Origin of the sequence: Pedobacter paludis (assembly GCF_003173575.1) — a bacterium.
Lineage (GTDB): Bacteria > Bacteroidota > Bacteroidia > Sphingobacteriales > Sphingobacteriaceae > Pedobacter > Pedobacter paludis.
Window position 1 is genome coordinate 93,856 of record NZ_QGNY01000006.1, and the last position, 20,084, is coordinate 113,939.

5 protein-coding genes are annotated in these 20,084 nt (G+C 41.1%); 4 read left to right on the forward strand and 1 reads right to left on the reverse strand.

All coding sequences use genetic code 11. The features are described 5' to 3' along the window. Positions 1 to 531 precede the first annotated feature (531 nt). From DF947_RS16635 to DF947_RS16645, 3 genes are all read left to right on the forward strand, one after another. Positions 532 to 11,871: a DUF7507 domain-containing protein gene (locus DF947_RS16635; protein WP_109931183.1), complete on the forward strand. Its 11,340-nt coding sequence runs from the start codon at positions 532 to 534 to the stop codon at positions 11,869 to 11,871. Between the two features lie 62 nt (positions 11,872 to 11,933). Beyond that, positions 11,934 to 12,902 (forward strand): PorP/SprF family type IX secretion system membrane protein, encoded by a 969-nt coding sequence (locus tag DF947_RS16640; RefSeq protein WP_109931184.1) that lies wholly within the window; start codon positions 11,934 to 11,936, stop codon positions 12,900 to 12,902. Positions 12,903 to 12,980: 78 nt separating this feature from the next. Next, positions 12,981 to 14,933: an OmpA family protein gene (locus DF947_RS16645; protein WP_109931185.1), complete on the forward strand. Its 1,953-nt coding sequence runs from the start codon at positions 12,981 to 12,983 to the stop codon at positions 14,931 to 14,933. A 48-nt stretch (positions 14,934 to 14,981) separates the two neighbouring features. Here DF947_RS16645 and DF947_RS16650 read toward each other — a convergent pair whose 3' ends face one another. Then, complete coding sequence (locus DF947_RS16650) at positions 14,982 to 16,400, reverse strand: sensor histidine kinase (RefSeq protein WP_109931186.1); 1,419 nt, start codon at positions 16,398 to 16,400, stop codon at positions 14,982 to 14,984. A 541-nt stretch (positions 16,401 to 16,941) separates the two neighbouring features. On the opposite strand from DF947_RS16650, the gene DF947_RS16655 reads away from it, so the two are divergent. Beyond that, a complete protein-coding gene (locus tag DF947_RS16655; protein ID WP_167398026.1) occupies positions 16,942 to 20,073 on the forward strand; it encodes a SusC/RagA family TonB-linked outer membrane protein in 3,132 nt (1,043 codons plus the stop codon). Positions 20,074 to 20,084 lie beyond the last annotated feature (11 nt).

Below are 20,084 nucleotides of genomic sequence, written 5' to 3' on the forward strand. Positions count from 1 at the left end.
AAATAAAAAGATGAGAAATAACTTTCTCGTAGTGGGGATTATATTCTACAGTTAATTTTTTATGTAATCAACTTTTCTGGCCGTTTCCGATTCTTTTCAGCACTTTATTTTCATCGTTCGACCGAATTAATTAGACAGGCATAAATAATATGTAGAAAATATTCTACGCTTTTTTGGTTTTGATTTTCCCCAATACGGGAATTATTTTCCCCATTCATTACCCTGATTTCATGGTAATTTGCTCTGAATGATCTAAAAAGCGTATGTAACAATTTGGATTGGTTTTTGGCTTATGGAATACGTTAAAAATATGCATGCATAATAAATGTAATTTTTAACAAGCCATTAGTTAATTAACGTTACGTTCGAAAATCAGCCTATTTGTATTTTTTTATCTCAGGTTTCTGTCGGTCATAGCCAAATTATCTAATCTTAACTTTTAACTAATTCTACTGGATAATCCGGTAACCATTGTTTGTCTGATGCAAAATCTGGCAATTAATTGTAAGTGATCATTATTGAATAAGAAATATGAATACAATTTTACGTGAAAGCATTAATACACTTTTTAAAAGTTTTAGCTCAACCCGACAGGTTTTTGATAAAAATACAGCGTTAAATATATATATCCTTGCAATTTTTACATTTATTCTTTCTTTTGGAAATAAGGCTGAGGCGCAGAATGGTTATATCTACCTACACCACCAAGCTACGAATGAAGAGGCAAGTCCTAATTTCACTTTCAATGTAGCAGGAGGCATATTCAATCAAAATTACACCTTAAATGATCAAACTGACTTTTTAAGCAGTGAAGATTTGGGTGCTTCGCAAAGTGGCAGATTATGGGCTTTAGCCCGCATACAGAGTGATGCCGCTTTTACAAACTGGAAGGTTTACTATCGTGATGTGAACAGTTCAACATGGAATGCAATTACTACATTGGGTTCACCCAGAGCAATTGACGGAGGTATTGGAAGTACGGCGATTTACTCAACAAATGCAGCAAGCGGTACTACAGGACGTGTTTATTCCGTTGCAGCTGATGGTACAACAACCGATATCACAGGAGATTTACCCGCAGGTATTGTTTACGATGTTTCGGATAACTGGTTGCCATTTGGCTCAGGAGGTCGTCAATACGCCTCTGTTCAAAACGGTGATATTTATCAACGCACAACGGCTGCATTACCTGCAGTATGGACAGTAATATTTGGTACACCTTCACATAGAGTAGATGCTGTTCCAAAAACCAATAACTTGTATTACGTAGTTGGTGCCACCACTACAGCTGGTTCAACTATTTTTTACCGTGATGTTACAGCGGGTGCTTCTATAAATTTAGGAGCGGGGTCATCCAATTCAGATGATATGGCCATCACAGAAGATGGAACAGTAATCGCTGGTTATAAAAAAATGAGTGGTACACCGGGAGGAACTGTGACATGGACTGATGATGTTCAGGGAATGTATGGTTTCAATGTAACTGGTGGTCCAAATAATCAATTTTGGGCAAGTGTGGGTATTACCGATGTAAACAATGGCAATACTCGTGTGCGTCCAAATCGCATCATGACCAGAACAGCTACTAGCAACTGGATTGATGATGAGCGCATCAGAGCAACGGGTACAAATAACGATAATTCAGTATTAATTTCAGTAGCACCGGGAACCTATACCATAACAGAAGCTACAGAGCCATCAGGCTGGAGGTTGCAAAGTATCGCTTCCGATCCTACAGGAACAACGGATGTTGCTGCAAAAACAACTACCATAACAGTCGCCGCAAATGCAACTACTCATGTTGTTTATGCAAATGTTAATGATATACCATTTGCAATGCCGACCGATTGTACGACAGGTTTTACGGAAAACTTTGGTACAACCCAAGCAAACTATGCTTCGCCAACTATTTCCAGCGGTTACCATAACGGAGCACCGACCTTAAATGGTACCACTGCTTCGGCAATGGGTTACGGTTACTACGGATTAATAAATAATTCAAATTTAATTACCGGTGATTTAGCTTCGGGAAATGGTGTTGAATATACAACCGGTTTTACCGATCATACTTCCGGTACGGGCAGAATGCTGGGTGTAAATGCGACAGGACAGCCAAGACTTGTTTATCAAAAAAGGCTCACCGGCTTAACTGTTGGTACGGCTTACACTTACTCTGCATGGGTACGTAGTGCAGACATCAATGCCGGTAGTTTGCCGAATATCGGGTTGCAGGTTTTGCATCCGACAACCGGTGCCATTTTATTTAATGCAGCATCCGGAACAATTACCAATGCAAATCCACCTGCTGCCTGGAAACAAGTAACTTTAAATTTTACAGCAACAACAACCAGTATCGATATCGCAGTAGCAAGTTTAACAGCCGGCGCCTGGGGTAATGATTTTACGGTTGATGATATCAGCGTTTTACCTGTAAAACCTACTGCACCAACATTGGGTGCTATAACTCAGCCTACCTGTTCCGCTCTGGGAAGTGTGGTATTGAACGGATTACCGGCAGTTGGTAACTGGACAATTACAGATAGCAATGGAGGTGCCACTATGACCGGTACTGGTTCTACTGCAACATTTGTGAACCTTGCTGCTGGTAGTCATACATTCACTGTTACCGTTGGTACCTGTGTGTCACTTGCTTCGGCAAGCGCAACTATTAATGCACAACCTGTAACACCAACTGCGGTAATTTTAGCAACTGGGCCAACAATACTTTGTCCAAGTGGAAGTGTAACTTTAGTGGCCTCACCTGCGACAACTTACCAATGGTACAATGGTGCAGGTGCAATCGCTGGAGCAACCAATCAAAATTATGTTGCAACAGTTGCAGGTACCTATTACGTGGTGGAAACTGCAAATGGTTGTACTTCGGCAAATTCTAATTCCATTGCAGTTACCATACAGGATAATGTTGCACCGGTTTTTGTTACCTCTACAGGAACGCAGGTGGTGAGTGATTACATCGATTATGACGCTGAAACCAATTTGATCACTGGAAATTTCCCTAGGACTATTGGCTCCGGTGCCGCAATGGTTACTGTGAATCAGTCAATTAATGGTAGTAATACATTTTTTGGTATAACAAGTCCAACAGGGGCACCTGCTCCTTACGGAAATGGTGGACTTGTATTTGCTGTAACTGGCAGCAATACACAAAATAGAACAAACACATTAACCTTCCCGCAGAAAATCCAAAACCTAAAATTTTCATTATATGATTTGGATGGCACAGTTCCGTTGACTTTTAAAGCTTATAACAACGGAACATTGACGAATGTGACTGTAAGTAAACTAGAGCTGCCGGCTACATCAAGCAGCTCAAGTATTGTTATCTCTAATAATGGCACAACGAATACATCATTGATTGGCGCCGTAGGCGGATGGGGAGAAACTACTCAAAGTAATCTTCGTAAGGCAGGTATAAATGTAGACGTTGCTGGTCCAGTTGATTCTTTAGTTTTAGTCTTAGGAATTGGTGAAACAAATGGAAGCAGCTATGATTTCGGAGATTTAAGTTTCGAACATATCGTAAATACCCAGGTAGCGGCAACTCTACCTGCAGATGTAACGGTAACTTGTGATGCGATTCCGGTGGCGCCAACTTTATTGGCTACGGATAATTGCGGAACGGCTACCGTAGTACCAACTGAAACAACTGCTGCAAATACACCGGGTACAGGTCAGTCGACCATCACAAGAACCTGGACGGCTACCGATGGTTCGGGTAATACCACTGTTCACGTTCAGAAAATCATCGTTAATCCTGCTTCGGTAGCAACAGTTACTGCCGGTTCAGCTACTACTTTTTGTGCCGGTGGAAGTGTGGTATTAACTTCATCTGCTACAACAGGAAATCAATGGTATTTAAATAACAATCCTATATCAGGAGCAACCGACCAAATTTACACAGCTAATGCTTCCGGAAGTTACACGGTAATTTCTACAACGGGTACTTGTTCTACAGTGGCTTCAACGCCGATTGTGGTAACCGTTAACCCTTTACCTACTGCTTTTACAGTAACCGGTGGCGGTACGAAATGTGCCGGATTGGGTGGTGCGGGTATCGTTGTAGGTTTATCAGGGTCTGAAACCAATGTAAATTATCAATTGCAACTTGATGGCGTAAACTCAGGTGCTCCTGTTGCGGGTACGGGTGCTGCAATTACATTCGGTAATTTTAACACCGCAGGAACCTATACGGTGATTGCAACGGGAACGACTACACCTGCATGTTCAGCTACAATGACCGGAAATGCAGTTATCATCATTAATCCATTACCTGCTACTCCAACAATCACGGCAGGTGGTTCAACTACTTTCTGTGCAGGTGGCAACGTGGCGTTAAGCTCATCAGCAACTTCAGGAAATCAATGGTATTTAAATGGAAACCCTATAAGCGGTGCCATCAATCAAACTTATACCGCAACAGCAACTGGATCTTATAGCGTGATTACTACTGACGGTAACACTTGTCCAAGTGCAGCATCTGCTGCTGTTAATGTAACAGTTACTGCTTTACCAACTTCGCCAACGATTGGAGCTATTACACAACCAACCTGTGCGGTACAAACGGGTAGTGTAGCGCTTAGCGGATTGCCGACAGGGGCGTGGACCATTACTACTTTACCGGCAACCACCACGACAACGGGTAGCGGTGCAACAACAACCATTTCGGGCTTGCCAGCAGGCACAACTTATAAATTTATCGTAACCAACACTGCAACAACTTGTTCTTCTGCAGCATCTGCTGATGCGGTAATTAATACAGCACCGGCATTAGCTACAATACCAGGACCGATAACTGGTCTAAATTGTGTATTGCCTCCAGCTACGGGCGTGGCCTATTCGGTACCAGCCGTGCCCGGTGCCATCAGCTATAGTTGGACATACTCCGGATCTTTTGCTTCGGGTGGTACTGCAAATACAACACTTGCTACATTTACTTCAAATAATATCAGCATTAATTTTGCCGAAAACGCAACCTCAGGTACATTAAGTGTTACTGTAACCACTGCATGTGGCACAAGTACCGCCAGTACATTGGCTATAACGGTTTTGCCAAAGCCTTCCATAGCTACATTAGGTAGTTCTACCATCTGCCCGGGCGGTGGTAGCGTAATTTTAACGTCAACACCAGCACCGGCTTACCAATGGTATAAAGACGGCAATTTGATTTCTGGAGCGACAAGTCAAAATTATACGGCTAATGGTACAGGAAATTATACTGTGGTAACTTCATCAGGTTCTTGTACAAGTCTTGCTTCTAATGTCTTTAATGTAATTGAGGAGGATACAACGTTACCTGTATTTGTATCTCCTTTGGGAACTGAAACTAAAAATGTAAAAATAGATTTTCGTAATGCGAGTGCTTCGCCACTTTTTTTGCCTCAAACCTACAATAACATAGAAACAGGTGCTTTAGCTAATGAAAGGGTTAAAATCAGCCAGTCTGTTTCAGGAGGTCAAGTGCAGTTGCAAAACGCTCCGGCATTTCTTTACACCGCAGATGCTACAGGTCCTGCAGCTTATGGAAATGATAAACTCTTGTTTATTAGTAACCTGGGTGATCCGATACGTTCATTGACGATGAACTTTGATCAATCGGTAACCAACTTGAATTTTTCATTACTGGATATCGATGGGGGCACGAAGGTGGAAGCAAGGGCCTACAATAATGGGGTTTTGCAGCCAATCACGATGGTTCCTTTAAGAACGGTTCCTGCACCAACGAATACAGCGCCAAGTGCTAGCCCAAGTACAACGCCTACAATTAATGGTGCAAGTAACGCTTACACTATCGGTTCCCTATCGGGAACTAGGACAGGTGGGATAAATGTAAGTGTTCCAAGCCCGAATTTTGTTAACAGTTTTGTTTTAGCTTATATAACGAGAGCCAACGCAGACAATAGCGTTTATTTATCTCAAATTTCTTACGATTATACGGCACCAGTTCTTCCGGGTGATGTAACAGTAAATTGTGATGCTATTCCGGCACCGGTTGTGTTAACTGCAACAGATAATTGTAGTACGGCCAGCGTAACTTACACGCAGGTGCCAGCTGTTTTTGTACCGAGTACAAGCACACAAACGATAACCAGAACTTGGGTTGCAACAGATGCAGTAGGTAATACTTCAAGCCATACACAAACCATCACCGTAAATCCAACTACTTTATTAACGATTACTAATCCTGCAACAGTTTGTGCGCCGGCAACTGTTGATTTAACAGCACCTGCGGTAATAGCAGGAAGTGCAACAGGTACAGTTTTATCTTATTATACAGATGCTTCAGCAACAATAGCTCTGGCAAATCCTAATGCAGTAGCAACGAGTGGTACTTATTATATTAAGGCAACCACGGCAACCTGTATGGATATTAAGCCGGTTGTGGTAACCATAAATCCGTTACCGGTTGCTCAAACCGTAACAGGTGGCGGATCAACCTGCGCCGGTTCGGGCGTTGGTTTCCCTGTTGGATTAGCAAATTCTGAAACAGGAATCAGCTACCAATTACAAATCGACGGCGTTAATACAGGCACGGCGGTTGCGGGAACAGGCTCGGCGATTTCTTTCGGAAATCAGACTGCAGCAGGAACTTATACCGTGCTTGCAACGGGTACAACTACACCTGCTTGTTCGGTAACCATGACAGGTAATGCGGTAATCACAATAAATCCTTTACCTGCAACACCAACACTTGCATTAACACAGCCTACCTGTACAGTGTCAACAGGAACTATCACGGTAACTGCACCAACAGGAATGACTTCATATTCGGTAACAGGAACAAGTCCTGTTACAGCGACAATAACAAATTCTACTGGTATTTTTACGGGATTAGCAGCAGGAACATATGATGTAATTGCTACTAATTCGAACAATTGTACCTCATCAGCTGCTGCGGCAGTTCTGGTAACAGCTAATTGTCCTGCCTTAACCTTTGTTAAAACAGGAACCTTTGTAGATACAAACGCTAACGGCAGGGCCGATGCGGGTGACCATGTAACCTATGCGTTCACGGTAACCAACACGGGCAATACCACCATTACAGGCATCACCATTACCGATGCAAAAGTTACGGTAACGGGCGGTCCGATTACACTGGCACCGGGTGCAAGCAACAGCAGTGCTTTCACGGCAGATTACACGATCTTACAATCGGATGTAGATAAAGGCGGCGCTTACAATGTGGCTACGGCAACAGGCAAAGACCCGAACAACAATAACGTAACGGCAACATCGACAAACGGTAACCCGACAGATCCTTCAACACCAGTTGACCCGGCTTGTCCGACCTGTACGATTACACCGTTACCTAAAACAAGTACATTAACACTTGTTAAAACAGGAACATTCGTAGATACCAATGCTAACGGCAGGGCCGATGCGGGCGACCATGTAACCTATGCGTTCACGGTAACCAACACGGGCAATACCACCATTACGGGCATCACCATTACCGATCCGAAGGTTGCGGTAAGCGGCGGACCGATTACACTGGCTCCTGGTGCTGTCAACAGCACTGCATTCACGGCAGATTACACGATCCTACAATCAGATGTAGATAAAGGGGGTGCTTACAATGTGGCGACGGCAACAGGCAAAGACCCGAACAGCAACAACGTAACGGCAACTTCAACAAACGGCAACCCGACAGATCCTTCAACACCTGTTGATCCGACCTGTCCGACCTGTACTATTACACCGTTACCTAAAACAAGTACGTTAACACTTGTTAAAATAGGAACATTCGTAGATACAAACGCTAACGGCAGGGCCGATGCGGGCGACCATGTAACCTATGCGTTCACGGTAACCAACACGGGCAATACCACCATTACGGGTATCACTATTACCGATCCGAAGGTTGCGGTAAGCGGCGGCCCGATCACACTGGCTCCGGGTGCTGTCAACAGCACTGCATTCACGGCAGATTACACCGTAACCCAGGCCGATGTAGATAAAGGCGGGGCTTACAATGTGGCTACGGCAACAGGAAAAGACCCGAACAACAATAACGTAACAGCAACTTCGACAAACGGCAACCCGACAGATCCTTCAACACCTGTTGACCCTGCTTGTCCGAGCTGTACGATTACGCCATTACCAAAAACACCTTCGATGACCTTCACGAAAGTAGTAACGGGCACGGTACCAAGCACAGTTGGCGCAACGATTACCTATGCGCTTAAAGTAACGAACACGGGTAACGTAACCCTGAGCAACATCATCGTAACAGATCCGAACGCAACAGTAACAGGTTCACCGATCACAAGCTTGTCGCCGGGAGCAGAGGTAACATTAACCGCTACCCATGTATTAACACAGGCAGATCTGGATGCTGGTAAAGTAAGCAACCAGGCGATCGTGAAAGCGACCACGCCTGATGGAACGACTACACCTGATAAACCGTCTGACAACCCGAATACTCCGGATGTTGATGATCCGACGGTAACTCCGGTAACCCCGAATCCGTCGATGACTTTCACGAAAGTGGTAACGGGCACGGTTCCGAATACGGTTGGCGCAACCATTACCTATGCGCTTAAAGTAACGAACACGGGTAACGTAACCCTGAGCAACATCATCGTAACGGATGCGAACGCAACAGTAACAGGTTCACCGATCACAAGCTTGTCGCCGGGCGCTGAGGTAACCTTAACAGCTACACACGTATTAACACAGGCAGATCTTGATGCGGGTAAAGTAACCAACCAGGCGATCGTGAAAGCGACCACGCCTGGCGGAACGACTACACCTGATAAACCGTCTGACAACCCGAATACTCCGGATGTTGATGATCCGACGGTAACGCCGGTAACGCCGAACCCGTCAATGACATTCACGAAAGTGGTAACGGGCACGGTTCCGAATACGGTTGGCGCAACCATTACCTATGCGCTTAAAGTAACGAACACGGGTAACGTAACCCTGAGCAACATCATCGTAACAGATGCAAACGCAACAGTAGCAGGTTCGCCGATCGCAAGCCTTGCGCCGGGCGCTGAGGTAACCTTAACAGCTACACATATATTAACGCAGGCAGATCTTGATGCGGGTAAAGTAAGCAACCAGGCGATTGTGAAAGCGACCACGCCTGGCGGAACGACTACACCTGATAAACCGTCTGACAACCCGAATACTCCTGAAGTTGATGATCCGACGGTAACTCCGGTAACACCGAACCCGTCGATGACTTTCACGAAAGTGGTAACGGGCACGGTTCCGAATACGGTTGGCGCAACAATTACCTATGCGCTGAAAGTAACGAACACGGGTAACGTAACCCTGAGCAACATCATCGTAACAGATGCAAACGCAACAGTAGCAGGTTCGCCGATCGCAAGCCTTGCGCCGGGCGCTGATGTAACCTTAACGGCTACACATTTATTGACACAGGCAGATCTTGATGAGGGAAAAGTAAGCAACCAGGCCATCATGAAAGCGACCACGCCTGGCGGAACGACTACACCTGATAAACCGTCTGACAACCCGAATACTCCCGAAGTTGATGATCCGACGGTAACTCCGGTAACACCGAACCCGTCGATGACATTCACGAAAGTGGTGACAGGAACAGTACCGAACACGGTTGGCGCAACAATTACCTATGCGCTGAAAGTAACGAACACGGGTAACGTAACCCTGAGCAACATCATCGTAACAGATGCGAACGCAACAGTAACAGGTTCGCCGATCGCAAGCCTTGCGCCGGGCGCTGAGGTAACCTTAACAGCTACACATATATTAACGCAGGCAGATCTTGATGCGGGTAAAGTAAGCAACCAGGCGATTGTGAAAGCGACCACGCCTGGCGGAACGACTACACCTGATAAACCGTCTGACAACCCGAATACTCCTGAAGTTGATGATCCGACGGTAACTCAGGTAACACCGAACCCGTCGATGACATTGACTAAAGTTGCAAACAATACGGTTAGCAAAGTAGGTGATGTGATAAACTATACTTTGATTGTTAAAAACACAGGTAACGTAACCTTAACGAATATTGTGGTAACAGATACAGGAGCAGATGTGGGCAGCATCACACCAAGTATTATCGCGTCGATTATTCCAGGAGAAACTGCAACAGTAAATGCTAAGCATACTGTAAAACAAGCAGATGTAGATGCCGGTAAATTTAGTAATCAAGCATCAGCTGGAGGCACAGCCCCAGGCAATGTTCCGGTAACAGATCCGAAGTCGGATGATCCAACAACAGTTGCACCAGATGATGAAACAGTAACTCCGATTATTGCATCACCATCGATGACGCTTACCAAGATTGCAAATAATACAGGAACTAAAGCTGGTGATGTAATTAACTATACACTAGTTGTAAAGAACACTGGAAACGTAACCTTAAAAAACATTACAATTACAGATACGGGAGCAGATGCAGGCAGTATTACGCCAGCAACTATTGCAAGTCTTGCACCAGATGCAACAGCCATGGTAACTGCAAAACATACCTTGACACAAACAGAAATCAATAGCGGAAGTTTCAGTAATCAGGCATCAGCAACAGGTTTAGATCCAAAAGAGAATCCGGTAGTTGATCCAAAATCTGATGATCCAAATACACCTGCCGTTGATGATCCAACAGTTGTTAAAATTATAGAAGCTGGAAAAATAAGCCTAGTTAAAACTGGGGTAATTAGTCCTGATGGAAATACAATTACATATACATTTACCATTAAAAATATTGGTAATGTAACGTTGTATTCCATTACATTATCCGATCCGAAGTTAGGTTTAAACAAGGTTATTGCAGTTTTAGGGGGCTTAGCGCCGGGTTCAACTGTGACCGATACCGAGGTTTATACACTTACACAGGCAGATAAGGATTTGGGTACAATAACCAACACGGCAACTGTAACTTCTAAGTCTCCAACAGGAGCCGATGTAACAGACGTTTCGGGAACAGATGAAACAAACAATACGCCAACAGTTGTAAAATTTGTTCCAAATCCGTCCATATCAATTGTTAAAACAGGTATAGTTACTGATAACTACATTACTTATACGTTTACGATTAAAAATGCAGGTAACGTAACTTTGTTCAGCCTTACTTTAACAGATGCAAAGCTCGGAATAACAAATAAGACAATTGTATTGCCAAGTGGTTTACTTCCCGGGGCAACAACTGTTATAACAGAAAAATACATTCTAACACAGGGTGATAAAGATGCAGGTCAAGTTACCAATACGGCAACGGTAACGGCTAAAGATCCTAATGGAAATGACGTGTCTGATGTTTCGGGCACAACAGAAACCAATAATACACCAACAGTTACGGTTGTACCAAAGTCGCCAATTGCCGTTGATGATAATGCCGAAACAAAAGCCAATAAACCAGTTGTAATTCCGGTTCTGGCTAATGATACACCTGGAACAACAACGGTTACCGTAGAAATTGTTAATCAGCCAGCCAATGGTACATTAAAAATTAATGCCGATGGAACAGTTACTTATACGCCAAATCCTGGCTATACAGGAACGGATAGCTTTACTTATCGAATTAAAGATCAATACGGATATTATAGCAATATTGCCACGGTAAGTGTTCAAACTGATTTCTTTGAAATTCGTGTGCCAAATCTATTTACGCCAAATGGTGATGGAACGAATGATACTTTTGAGATTAGAGGTTTAAATCAATTTGCACAAAATGATTTAGTAATCCTTAATAGATGGGGTAACGAAGTTTATAAATCAAGCAATTACCAAAATAACTGGACGGGCGAAGGCTTAAACGAAGGCACTTACTATTATCTGTTAAAAGTTAAACGTGCAGGAAGTTCTGAGTGGGTAATCTTCAAAGGCTACATCACTTTAATTAGAGCATTTAAGAAATAGGAATAATTGGTAACGGTTTAATCAAGAGATGAAAACACCCTGCCAGAATAATACAACGGAAAATGAGAAGGATTATATTAATATTTACAGTACTAATTATTTTTACTAAACTGGCCCACGCCCAGCAGGATGCGCAGTTTAGCCAGTATATGTTTAACGGCATTTACATCAATCCGGCCTATGCCGGTTACAAGGAACAGTTAAACGTACATGCATTTTACCGTACACAGTGGACGGGCATTGAAGGTGCGCCGAAAACCATGTCCGTAGCTGTTGATGCCATTGCGAACGACGGAAACGTGGGGCTTGCGCTACAGGTCTCCAGCGATAAACTCGGCGCACAGCGCAACCTCTCTGCCTATGCAAACTATGCCTACCGCATCCCGGTGAATGCCGACGGAACCTCTAGACTGGCCTTTGGTCTGGGCGTTGGAATCGTACAGCTTGGTATTGATGGCGCCTTGCTCAACCCGAACGACTTCGAGGTAAACCAGCCGGTGGGCATGCAGAGCACCATTGTTCCCGATGCTAGGGCAGGCGTTTATTTTTCCAACGACCGTTTTTATGCCGGCTTTTCAGCCGATAACCTGGTTTCCCAGTATATCGACATCGATCGGTATGCCTTTATCGCCCAGCCAAAGCCCCATTATTACCTTACGGCGGGAATGCTCGTTCCCCTTTCTAGGGATATTCTGCTGAAGCCTTCCTTTCTGCTGAAGGACGATCGGGGCGGGCCGACAAGCCTTGATCTGAATGCCTTCTTTATCCTTGCGGAAAAGTTCTGGATCGGAGGATCCTACCGCACCGGGGTAAAGCTTTACAGCAAATCCTATCTCCAGAAAGATCTGAGCAACCTGAATTCCGCAGTTGCGGCCATCCAGCTCTTCCCGACCCAGAATCTGAGGATAGGCTATGCCTACGATTTTTCTATCGGCCCCCTGCAGGGATATAGCAGCGGTACGCATGAGATTTCCATCGGTTATTTCTTCAATAGAAAAAACGCCAGAATGTTAACGCCTAGATATTTTTAATAATAATATTTACTATAAAAAAAATTATAATCATTTGCTAATTTAACATTGTGAACCAATAGATTAACCATCAATATAATGAAGAAAATTTTACTTAACCTGGCCATTTTATTAGCGCTTTTCTTTACGTGTTTGCCTTCAAAAGCACAATATGTATTAAAAGAAGCAGATGCTCAGTATCAGCTTTTTAATTATACAAAAGCTATAGATTTATATGAGCAAGCATACAAAAAGAAAGCAACTTTATACGCTGCAGAGCGTTTAGGTGAGTGTTATGCTTTAACTAATAATTATAAACAAACAGAAAGCTGGTATGCCATTGCGGTTGCAATGCCAGGAAGTAGTTCAGAAAACACACTTCATTATGCTAAAGCTTTACAAAATAATTCAAAGTACGCAGAAGCTAAAACCCAGTTCGAAAAATACACTTCATTAAATAAAGAGATTAAAGCAAAGCAACAAAATCTATGGCTTTTAAGTTGCGATTCGGCAATGCTTTGGATGAAAAACCCAACAACTGTTGCCATCAATAATGAAAAAAAACTAAATTCACCTAAATCAGATTGGGGTTCTGTTCAATACCAGAATGATATCGTTTTCTCTTCCGATAGAGGAGCAACAAATGCTCAGAATGCAGATCGTCCATTTTTGAAGTTCGATGGAGCCAAGCTTCCGAGCAAAAATATTTATGGATGGACCGGAAATCATTATTTAAAGCTGTATGTTCAGAACAGTAAAACGGATAGCATTTCCTTATTTCCAATTGATGCTCAAACCGATTATCACGTTGGTCCGGCAAGCTTTGTCAAAGATGGTTCGGAAATGTATTTTACACTTACACGCATTCCAAAAAAGCCTGCTTATGTAAATGGGAAGCTGGCCACAATAAACATCGAAATTTATTCGAGCAAAAAAGATGCAAATGGAAAATGGGGAACACCCGTTGGTTTTAAATATAATAAGGTTGATGAATATTCCGTTGGCGATCCTTTTATAACACCTGATGGAAATACCCTGTATTTTGTATCTAACATGAGCAATGGCGTTGGTGGAACTGATCTTTACGTAAGTCAGAAAACTGATGCTGGAGATTGGGGATTGCCGATTAATTTAAAGGAAATAAATACAGAAGGTAATGAGAGAAGCCCATCTTTTGATGAAGGCAATAACTTTTATTTCAGTACTGATGGAAGAATAGGAATGGGCGGTTTGGATATTTTTAGCGCTAAACTAGTCGGCGGTAAAATAAGCGAGCCTAAAAATTTGGGTTATCCAACCAATTCTCCTCAAGATGATTTCGCGTTTATTAAAACAGGAAAACAATCAGGTTATCTATCTTCAAATCGCACGGATGGTTTAGGTGATGATGATATTTATAGTTTTACCGAACAACAGATTTTGGCATTTAGATTAAGTGGAAAGGTATTTGATAAAAAAACCAATTTACCCCTTGCAAATGCAATTGTAACGCTGGCAAAAAAAGATGGGCAAAGTTTGAGGGTGCAAACAGATGAAAGCGGTGATTTTAAATTTAATTTGGAGAAATCATCCGATTACAGCCTTACCGGTGAAAAAACAAACTTTAGAAGTGACAATGCTTTAGTTAGTACTCAAAATTTAACTGCATCTGCTGATCTGGAAAAGAATTTATACTTGGAAAAAATTGAGCTGGAAAAAGCAATCCGATTAGAAAATATTTACTATGATTTTGACAAATCTAATATCAGGGCAGATGCCGCGGTAGAGCTGGATAAACTTGTAAAGATTATGAAAGAAAACCCAACGATTTGGATTGAACTGGGCTCGCATACCGATAGCAGAGGGAATGATCAATATAACCAATGGCTTTCTCAAAGTAGGGCAAACTCGGCAGTTCAGTATATTATTGATAGGGGCATTGAGAAAAACAGAATTACAACAAAGGGTTACGGTGAAAGTATGTTGTTGAACAAATGCGCCAACGGTGTTAAATGTACCGAAGCCGAGCATCAGCTAAATCGTAGAACTGAATTCAAAATTGTTAAACAGTAGAGATAAGAAAGTAAAAGGGTCATTTAAAAAGTGACCCTTTTTTTTGCTTCAGAAATTAGCCTTAAACGTTAATTGAAGTTCAGTACAATTAAAATCACTTTGAATTTTTAACCGGCCCTTTAACTCATCGGTTCGGCTCTGCAGATTTGTCAAGCCCATTCCCGTAGTTTTTTCGCTTAATTCGAAACCTTTACCATCATCCTTAAAATTGATTACACAATCCAGTTGCGTGAAAAATATTTCAATCCAAATGCTACTTGCTTCAGCATGTTTTATCGTATTTACAAAACATTCTTTCAACCAAAAATATACGTGCTGAGATTGATTGGCAGATAATCTGGTGGCAATTTCGAAATCATTAAACTGTGTGTAAATCCGGAGTAGTCCACTTTCTAAAAACTGAGTTTCGATTTTGTTCAGGTACTCAGATAAATTATAGGAAAGGCGATCTTCGGAGGTTTTTAATGGACTAGAAAGCTGATGGCTATAATTTCTGGTCTGAACATAAAGACTTTCGACTTCTAATTCAACTTCGTGAAAGCCCTTTCTCTCATTTTCTGTGGTTGCCCTTCTTTTATAATCACTAATTAGGTAACGTAGCGAAACTAAACTGCCACTTAAATCATCATGAAGTTTTCTTCCAATAATTACCCGTTGTTCGGTAACTGCTTTGGTCCGTTCGTTTTTTAAATTAAAATCGTGCGTAAGCAAAATCTCCGATGCCTTTTTTTTCTCAGCCTCCAAGGCAATCGTTTTTATGCTGGCACTTTCCAGTGCTGCATATTTTTCCTCAGTATCTATTTTCATTTTATAACTAATGGCCAGCGAAAAGAAAATAATCTGAACAAAGTAACCCAGAGAAATGAATGTTAAACTGGTAAAATTAAATAAATGGCCTCCATTATAAACTGAAAACGCAGTGAAAGTATTAAAGAAAACAGTGCAGACGGCGCCCCATAAAATATAGGAATTGAATACATCCCGCTTTTCCTTATAAAGGGTAAAAATAATCATGATACTCGATAACAGAATACCCGAATCAAATACAAAAGCCAGAATGGAAGTGGCCTGTTCCATTTCAACCGGCACAATATATTTAGCGGCATGAACAAATACACATAAAGGGAAAATAATCCAATTCTTTCTAGTATAGGTAATTAAAAAGGATTGGTTTTTATTACGAAGCCGTAATGTGGATACGATAAAATTTAAATAGATGAGGTAAGAAGACCAAAGTGTTGAGGTACACAATATGTAGGGCAGAATAGGCGTCTTGTCAATCTTTCCGTTTAGTGTGCCAGTTGCCTGCAATAAGAAAAAGAGGCTGATCCATAAGTACAAACTATAATTACCCAAGAGTTGTATCCTATTAAAATAGAATAAATTTATATGGTAAATGGCGGTTATTAAAAGTGCGCCTATGGTAAAAATGGGGATTAAATCATCCCAATAAAATTGATAAAGCATTGCTGTAGAATGATTAGGTTTGGGACGTGCTTAAAGGTAAAAAAAATAATTGTAATACAAAAGATACAATAATTCTGAATGCTTAAATTCATTTTGGATTGCCGATTTTTGCGACTTTTATCTAATCAATCTTCATGTTTAACTGGAATTCCCGATAAAACCTGCACCAGTAAATTAAGGAAAAAATGAATCTTCCCGACGTTTTGTTTTTTCTTTTTTGGTCTAAAAATACTTTAATTTTTGTTCCGGTTTGGATGGATTTAATGACTTAATGTGCGCTTGTAAACTTTTTATAGTGTATTTTTTACACTATCTGAGATTATTTATTTTCAAATACTAGCTGTTTAGAGCTTCTTGCTATGATATTTTAAGTATTACTGTAATTCGGTGATAGGTTTTGGGTTAATCTGATCATAATTTGTAGTTAAAGCCCTGTTTTTTTAATGCTATTAAATATTTGCTAAAAAATAAATGAAAATATTTCTCTTAAAAAAACATATATTGCATTTAACTAACAATCAACAACCTAAATAAGTAGATTATGAGAAAAATTTTTACAACCATTTTTTTTCTTTTTATTTTACTAATGGGCGAAACCACTATGGCCCAGGTAAAAACAATAAATGGAAAAATTACATCATCTGATGATGGCTTACCCTTACCGGGAGCCAGCGTGAAGGTGAAGGGTACAACAACTGGAACTTCTACCGATTCGAATGGAAATTTCTCGTTGCAGATACCGCAAAATAACGCAACAATTGTAGTTAGCCTTTTGGGTTTCGCACCAAAGGAGATTAGTGTAGGAGACAAAACAACCATTAATGTTGCGCTTGCATCAGATTCTAAACAATTAGAAGAAGTAACCATTTCTACGGCTTTGGGTATAACCAGACAGGCAAAATCGCTGGGTTATGCAGCTCAAACGGTGAACTCTGCCGATTTAAATTTTAACCATCAGCCAAACTTAATTAATGCCTTGCAAGGTAAAGTAGCAGGAGCAACAATTTCAAGCATGGGTGGTGGCCCTGGCCAAGGTGCAAACATTAAAGTAAGAGGGGTTAACTCAATCGATCCCAATATTTCTGGAGACCCCTTATATGTTATCGATGGAATTCAAATTGATAACTCAACATCAACTTTAGGTGCAAACCCGGGTGGCACGGCTTATGGAGCAAGAGGTGTAAGTAACCGTGCGTCTGATGTTAACCCAGAAGATATTGAAACGATTAACATTTTAAAAGGTGGTGCTGCAACTGCACTTTACGGATTAAGAGGGGCTAATGGTGTGGTTGTAATTACAACTAAAAGAGGTAAACAAAACGGATTTAATGTTAACCTGAATAGCAGTTATGGCTTCGATGAAGTATTAAAAAGCCCTAAAGTGCAAAAGGAATATACCCAAGGCGTTTTGGGTGTTTATACAAATCCCCCAGGTGGAATTGGTCCTGCATGGGGTCCTACCATTGCAGAAGCTAAGCTTTTAGATCCAACACATCCAGATGAATTATTTGATAATTATGATCGTGCATTTGGAACTGGCCAACAAGTAAAAAATTCTGTTTCCGTTACGGGTGGAAGCGATGCCATAAAATTCTTCTCTTCTGTTTCGCAGTTTTATCAAAAAGGGATGATGCCTAATACAGATTATAAAAATTTATCTGGCCGCTTAAATACAGATATTACAATTAGTCCAAAATTCAAGGCATCAATTAATATGAATTTTAATAATTCTGGAGGCTTTAGCTATAGTGCAGATCGATTTGGTGAAGGTTTAGCTTATTGGTCGCCTAGATATGATGTTGCTGATTACATTAATGACAACGGAACCCAAAAATATTTCGGAACTAATAACCCTATCTGGGGAACTGAAACCAATCAATTAAAAGGAGATGTAAATCGCTTTATCGGAGGCGCATCCTTAGTATACGATCCTGCTAAATGGTTAAGTTTTTCTTATCGTTTTGGATTAGATACTTATAATGATAACCGTGTTAGAACTGCACCAGGTCCAATGGGCATTGCTGGAGAGCAAGTTTATGATAACGACCAAGGTTTTTATGGCGAGTATAATTCAAAAGTTAGAACCTTAAATGGAACTTTTGTTGCAACATTAACTTCAAAATTAGCCAATGACTTAACAGGTACATTAAGATTAGGACAGGAAATGTACGATACACGTTTAAAAGATATCGGTACTTTAGGCAGTCAATTAACCATTTATAACTTCTTCAATCTGGGTAATGCGAAAACCATTACCACTTCACAATCGATCAGACAAAAAAGGTTAGTGGGTTATTTTGGCGAGGCAACTTTTGAATATAAAAATTATCTTTTCCTAACCTTAACCGGAAGAACAGATGTTACCTCTACACTTTCTGCCGATAATAGATCGTTCTTCTATCCATCAGCCAGTTTGAGTTACGTGTTTTCTGATCAATTTAAATTGCCAAAAGAAATTACTAGAGCCAAGCTTAGATTATCTTATGCTAAAATTGGTAAAGATGCACCAATTTATGGTGCTGCTTCATCTGGTTTTAGTCCATACTCTGGCTTGCCAACCGGAACAACTGGTTTAACACTTGCTTCCAATTTGGGTAATCCAAATCTTCGTCCAGAGTTTACCAATACCTATGAAACTGGTTTAGAAATGTCATTCTTTAATAATCGCTTAGGTTTCGATTTCACTTATTATTACTCCCTAAGTAAGGATCAAATCGTTCAGGCTCAAATTTCATCGGCAACAGGTTATGTAACTACATCAATTAATGCGGGTAACATCCGTAACCGCGGTGTAGAGCTTGTTTTAAATGGTAAACCTATTGTTGGTAAAGATTTTAAATGGGATGTTAACCTAAACTTCTCAGCAAATCGAAATAAAATTTTATATCTGCCAACTGATATTATTTATGGTGCAGCAAGAGGGTATGGAAATGCCGGTGTAACCATGAAACTGGTTCAGGGTGAATCATTCGGTAATATATATGGAACCTATTTCAATAGATATTACGGAAGCCAGGCAGAAGATCCAAACTTCTTGGATAAAAATCTTCCTTTGTTAATTGGTGCAGATGGTTTTCCAATTATTTCTGGTGGTAAACAAAAAATATTGGGAAATTCTCAGCCTAAGTATATTATGGGTTTAGGCAACAACTTTACTTATAAAAGAGTTAGCTTAAATTTATTATTTGATGCACGTTTAGGCTTCAAAAAATACAACTGGCTAGAAGATTTTTATTCAGCCTTCGGTTTACCTGATTACACCGCAGATAGAAGATCATTTAGAACTTTTGAAGGATTTTTGGCCAATGGAACACCAAATACAAAAGCAGTTTGGTTGGGCCAGCGTTTCGGTCCTGATGGAGTAGATTATGGCGAAGGTTACTACCGTAGATTTTACAGAAACGTTTCAGAACCATTTGTTACGGATGCTTCATGGGTACGTTTAAGATCTGCTAGTTTGTCTTACAATCTGCCATCAAACTGGTTACCTAAAAACGCGATTAAAAACGCTACGGTTTCTGTTACAGGTAACAACTTATGGTTATGGACCAAATACTATGGTGTAGATCCAGAATCCAGTTCTTACGATAGTGCAAGTAACAACGATGGTTCAGCTGGATTTACTTATCCAACAGCCCGCACAATTATGTTTACTCTTAATGTAGGTTTTTAAAAAAGAATTAC

What these genes read in the sequence shown, in the direction of transcription:
- DF947_RS16645 (WP_109931185.1), top strand. Translation starts at nt 12,981, where the DNA reads ATGAAGAAAATTTTACTTAACCTGGCCATTTTATTAGCGCTTTTCTTT.
- DF947_RS16640 (WP_109931184.1), top strand. Translation starts at nt 11,934, where the DNA reads ATGAGAAGGATTATATTAATATTTACAGTACTAATTATTTTTACTAAA.
- DF947_RS16650 (WP_109931186.1), bottom strand. Translation starts at nt 16,400, where the DNA reads ATGCTTTATCAATTTTATTGGGATGATTTAATCCCCATTTTTACCATA.
- DF947_RS16635 (WP_109931183.1), top strand. Translation starts at nt 532, where the DNA reads ATGAATACAATTTTACGTGAAAGCATTAATACACTTTTTAAAAGTTTT.
- DF947_RS16655 (WP_167398026.1), top strand. Translation starts at nt 16,942, where the DNA reads ATGAGAAAAATTTTTACAACCATTTTTTTTCTTTTTATTTTACTAATG.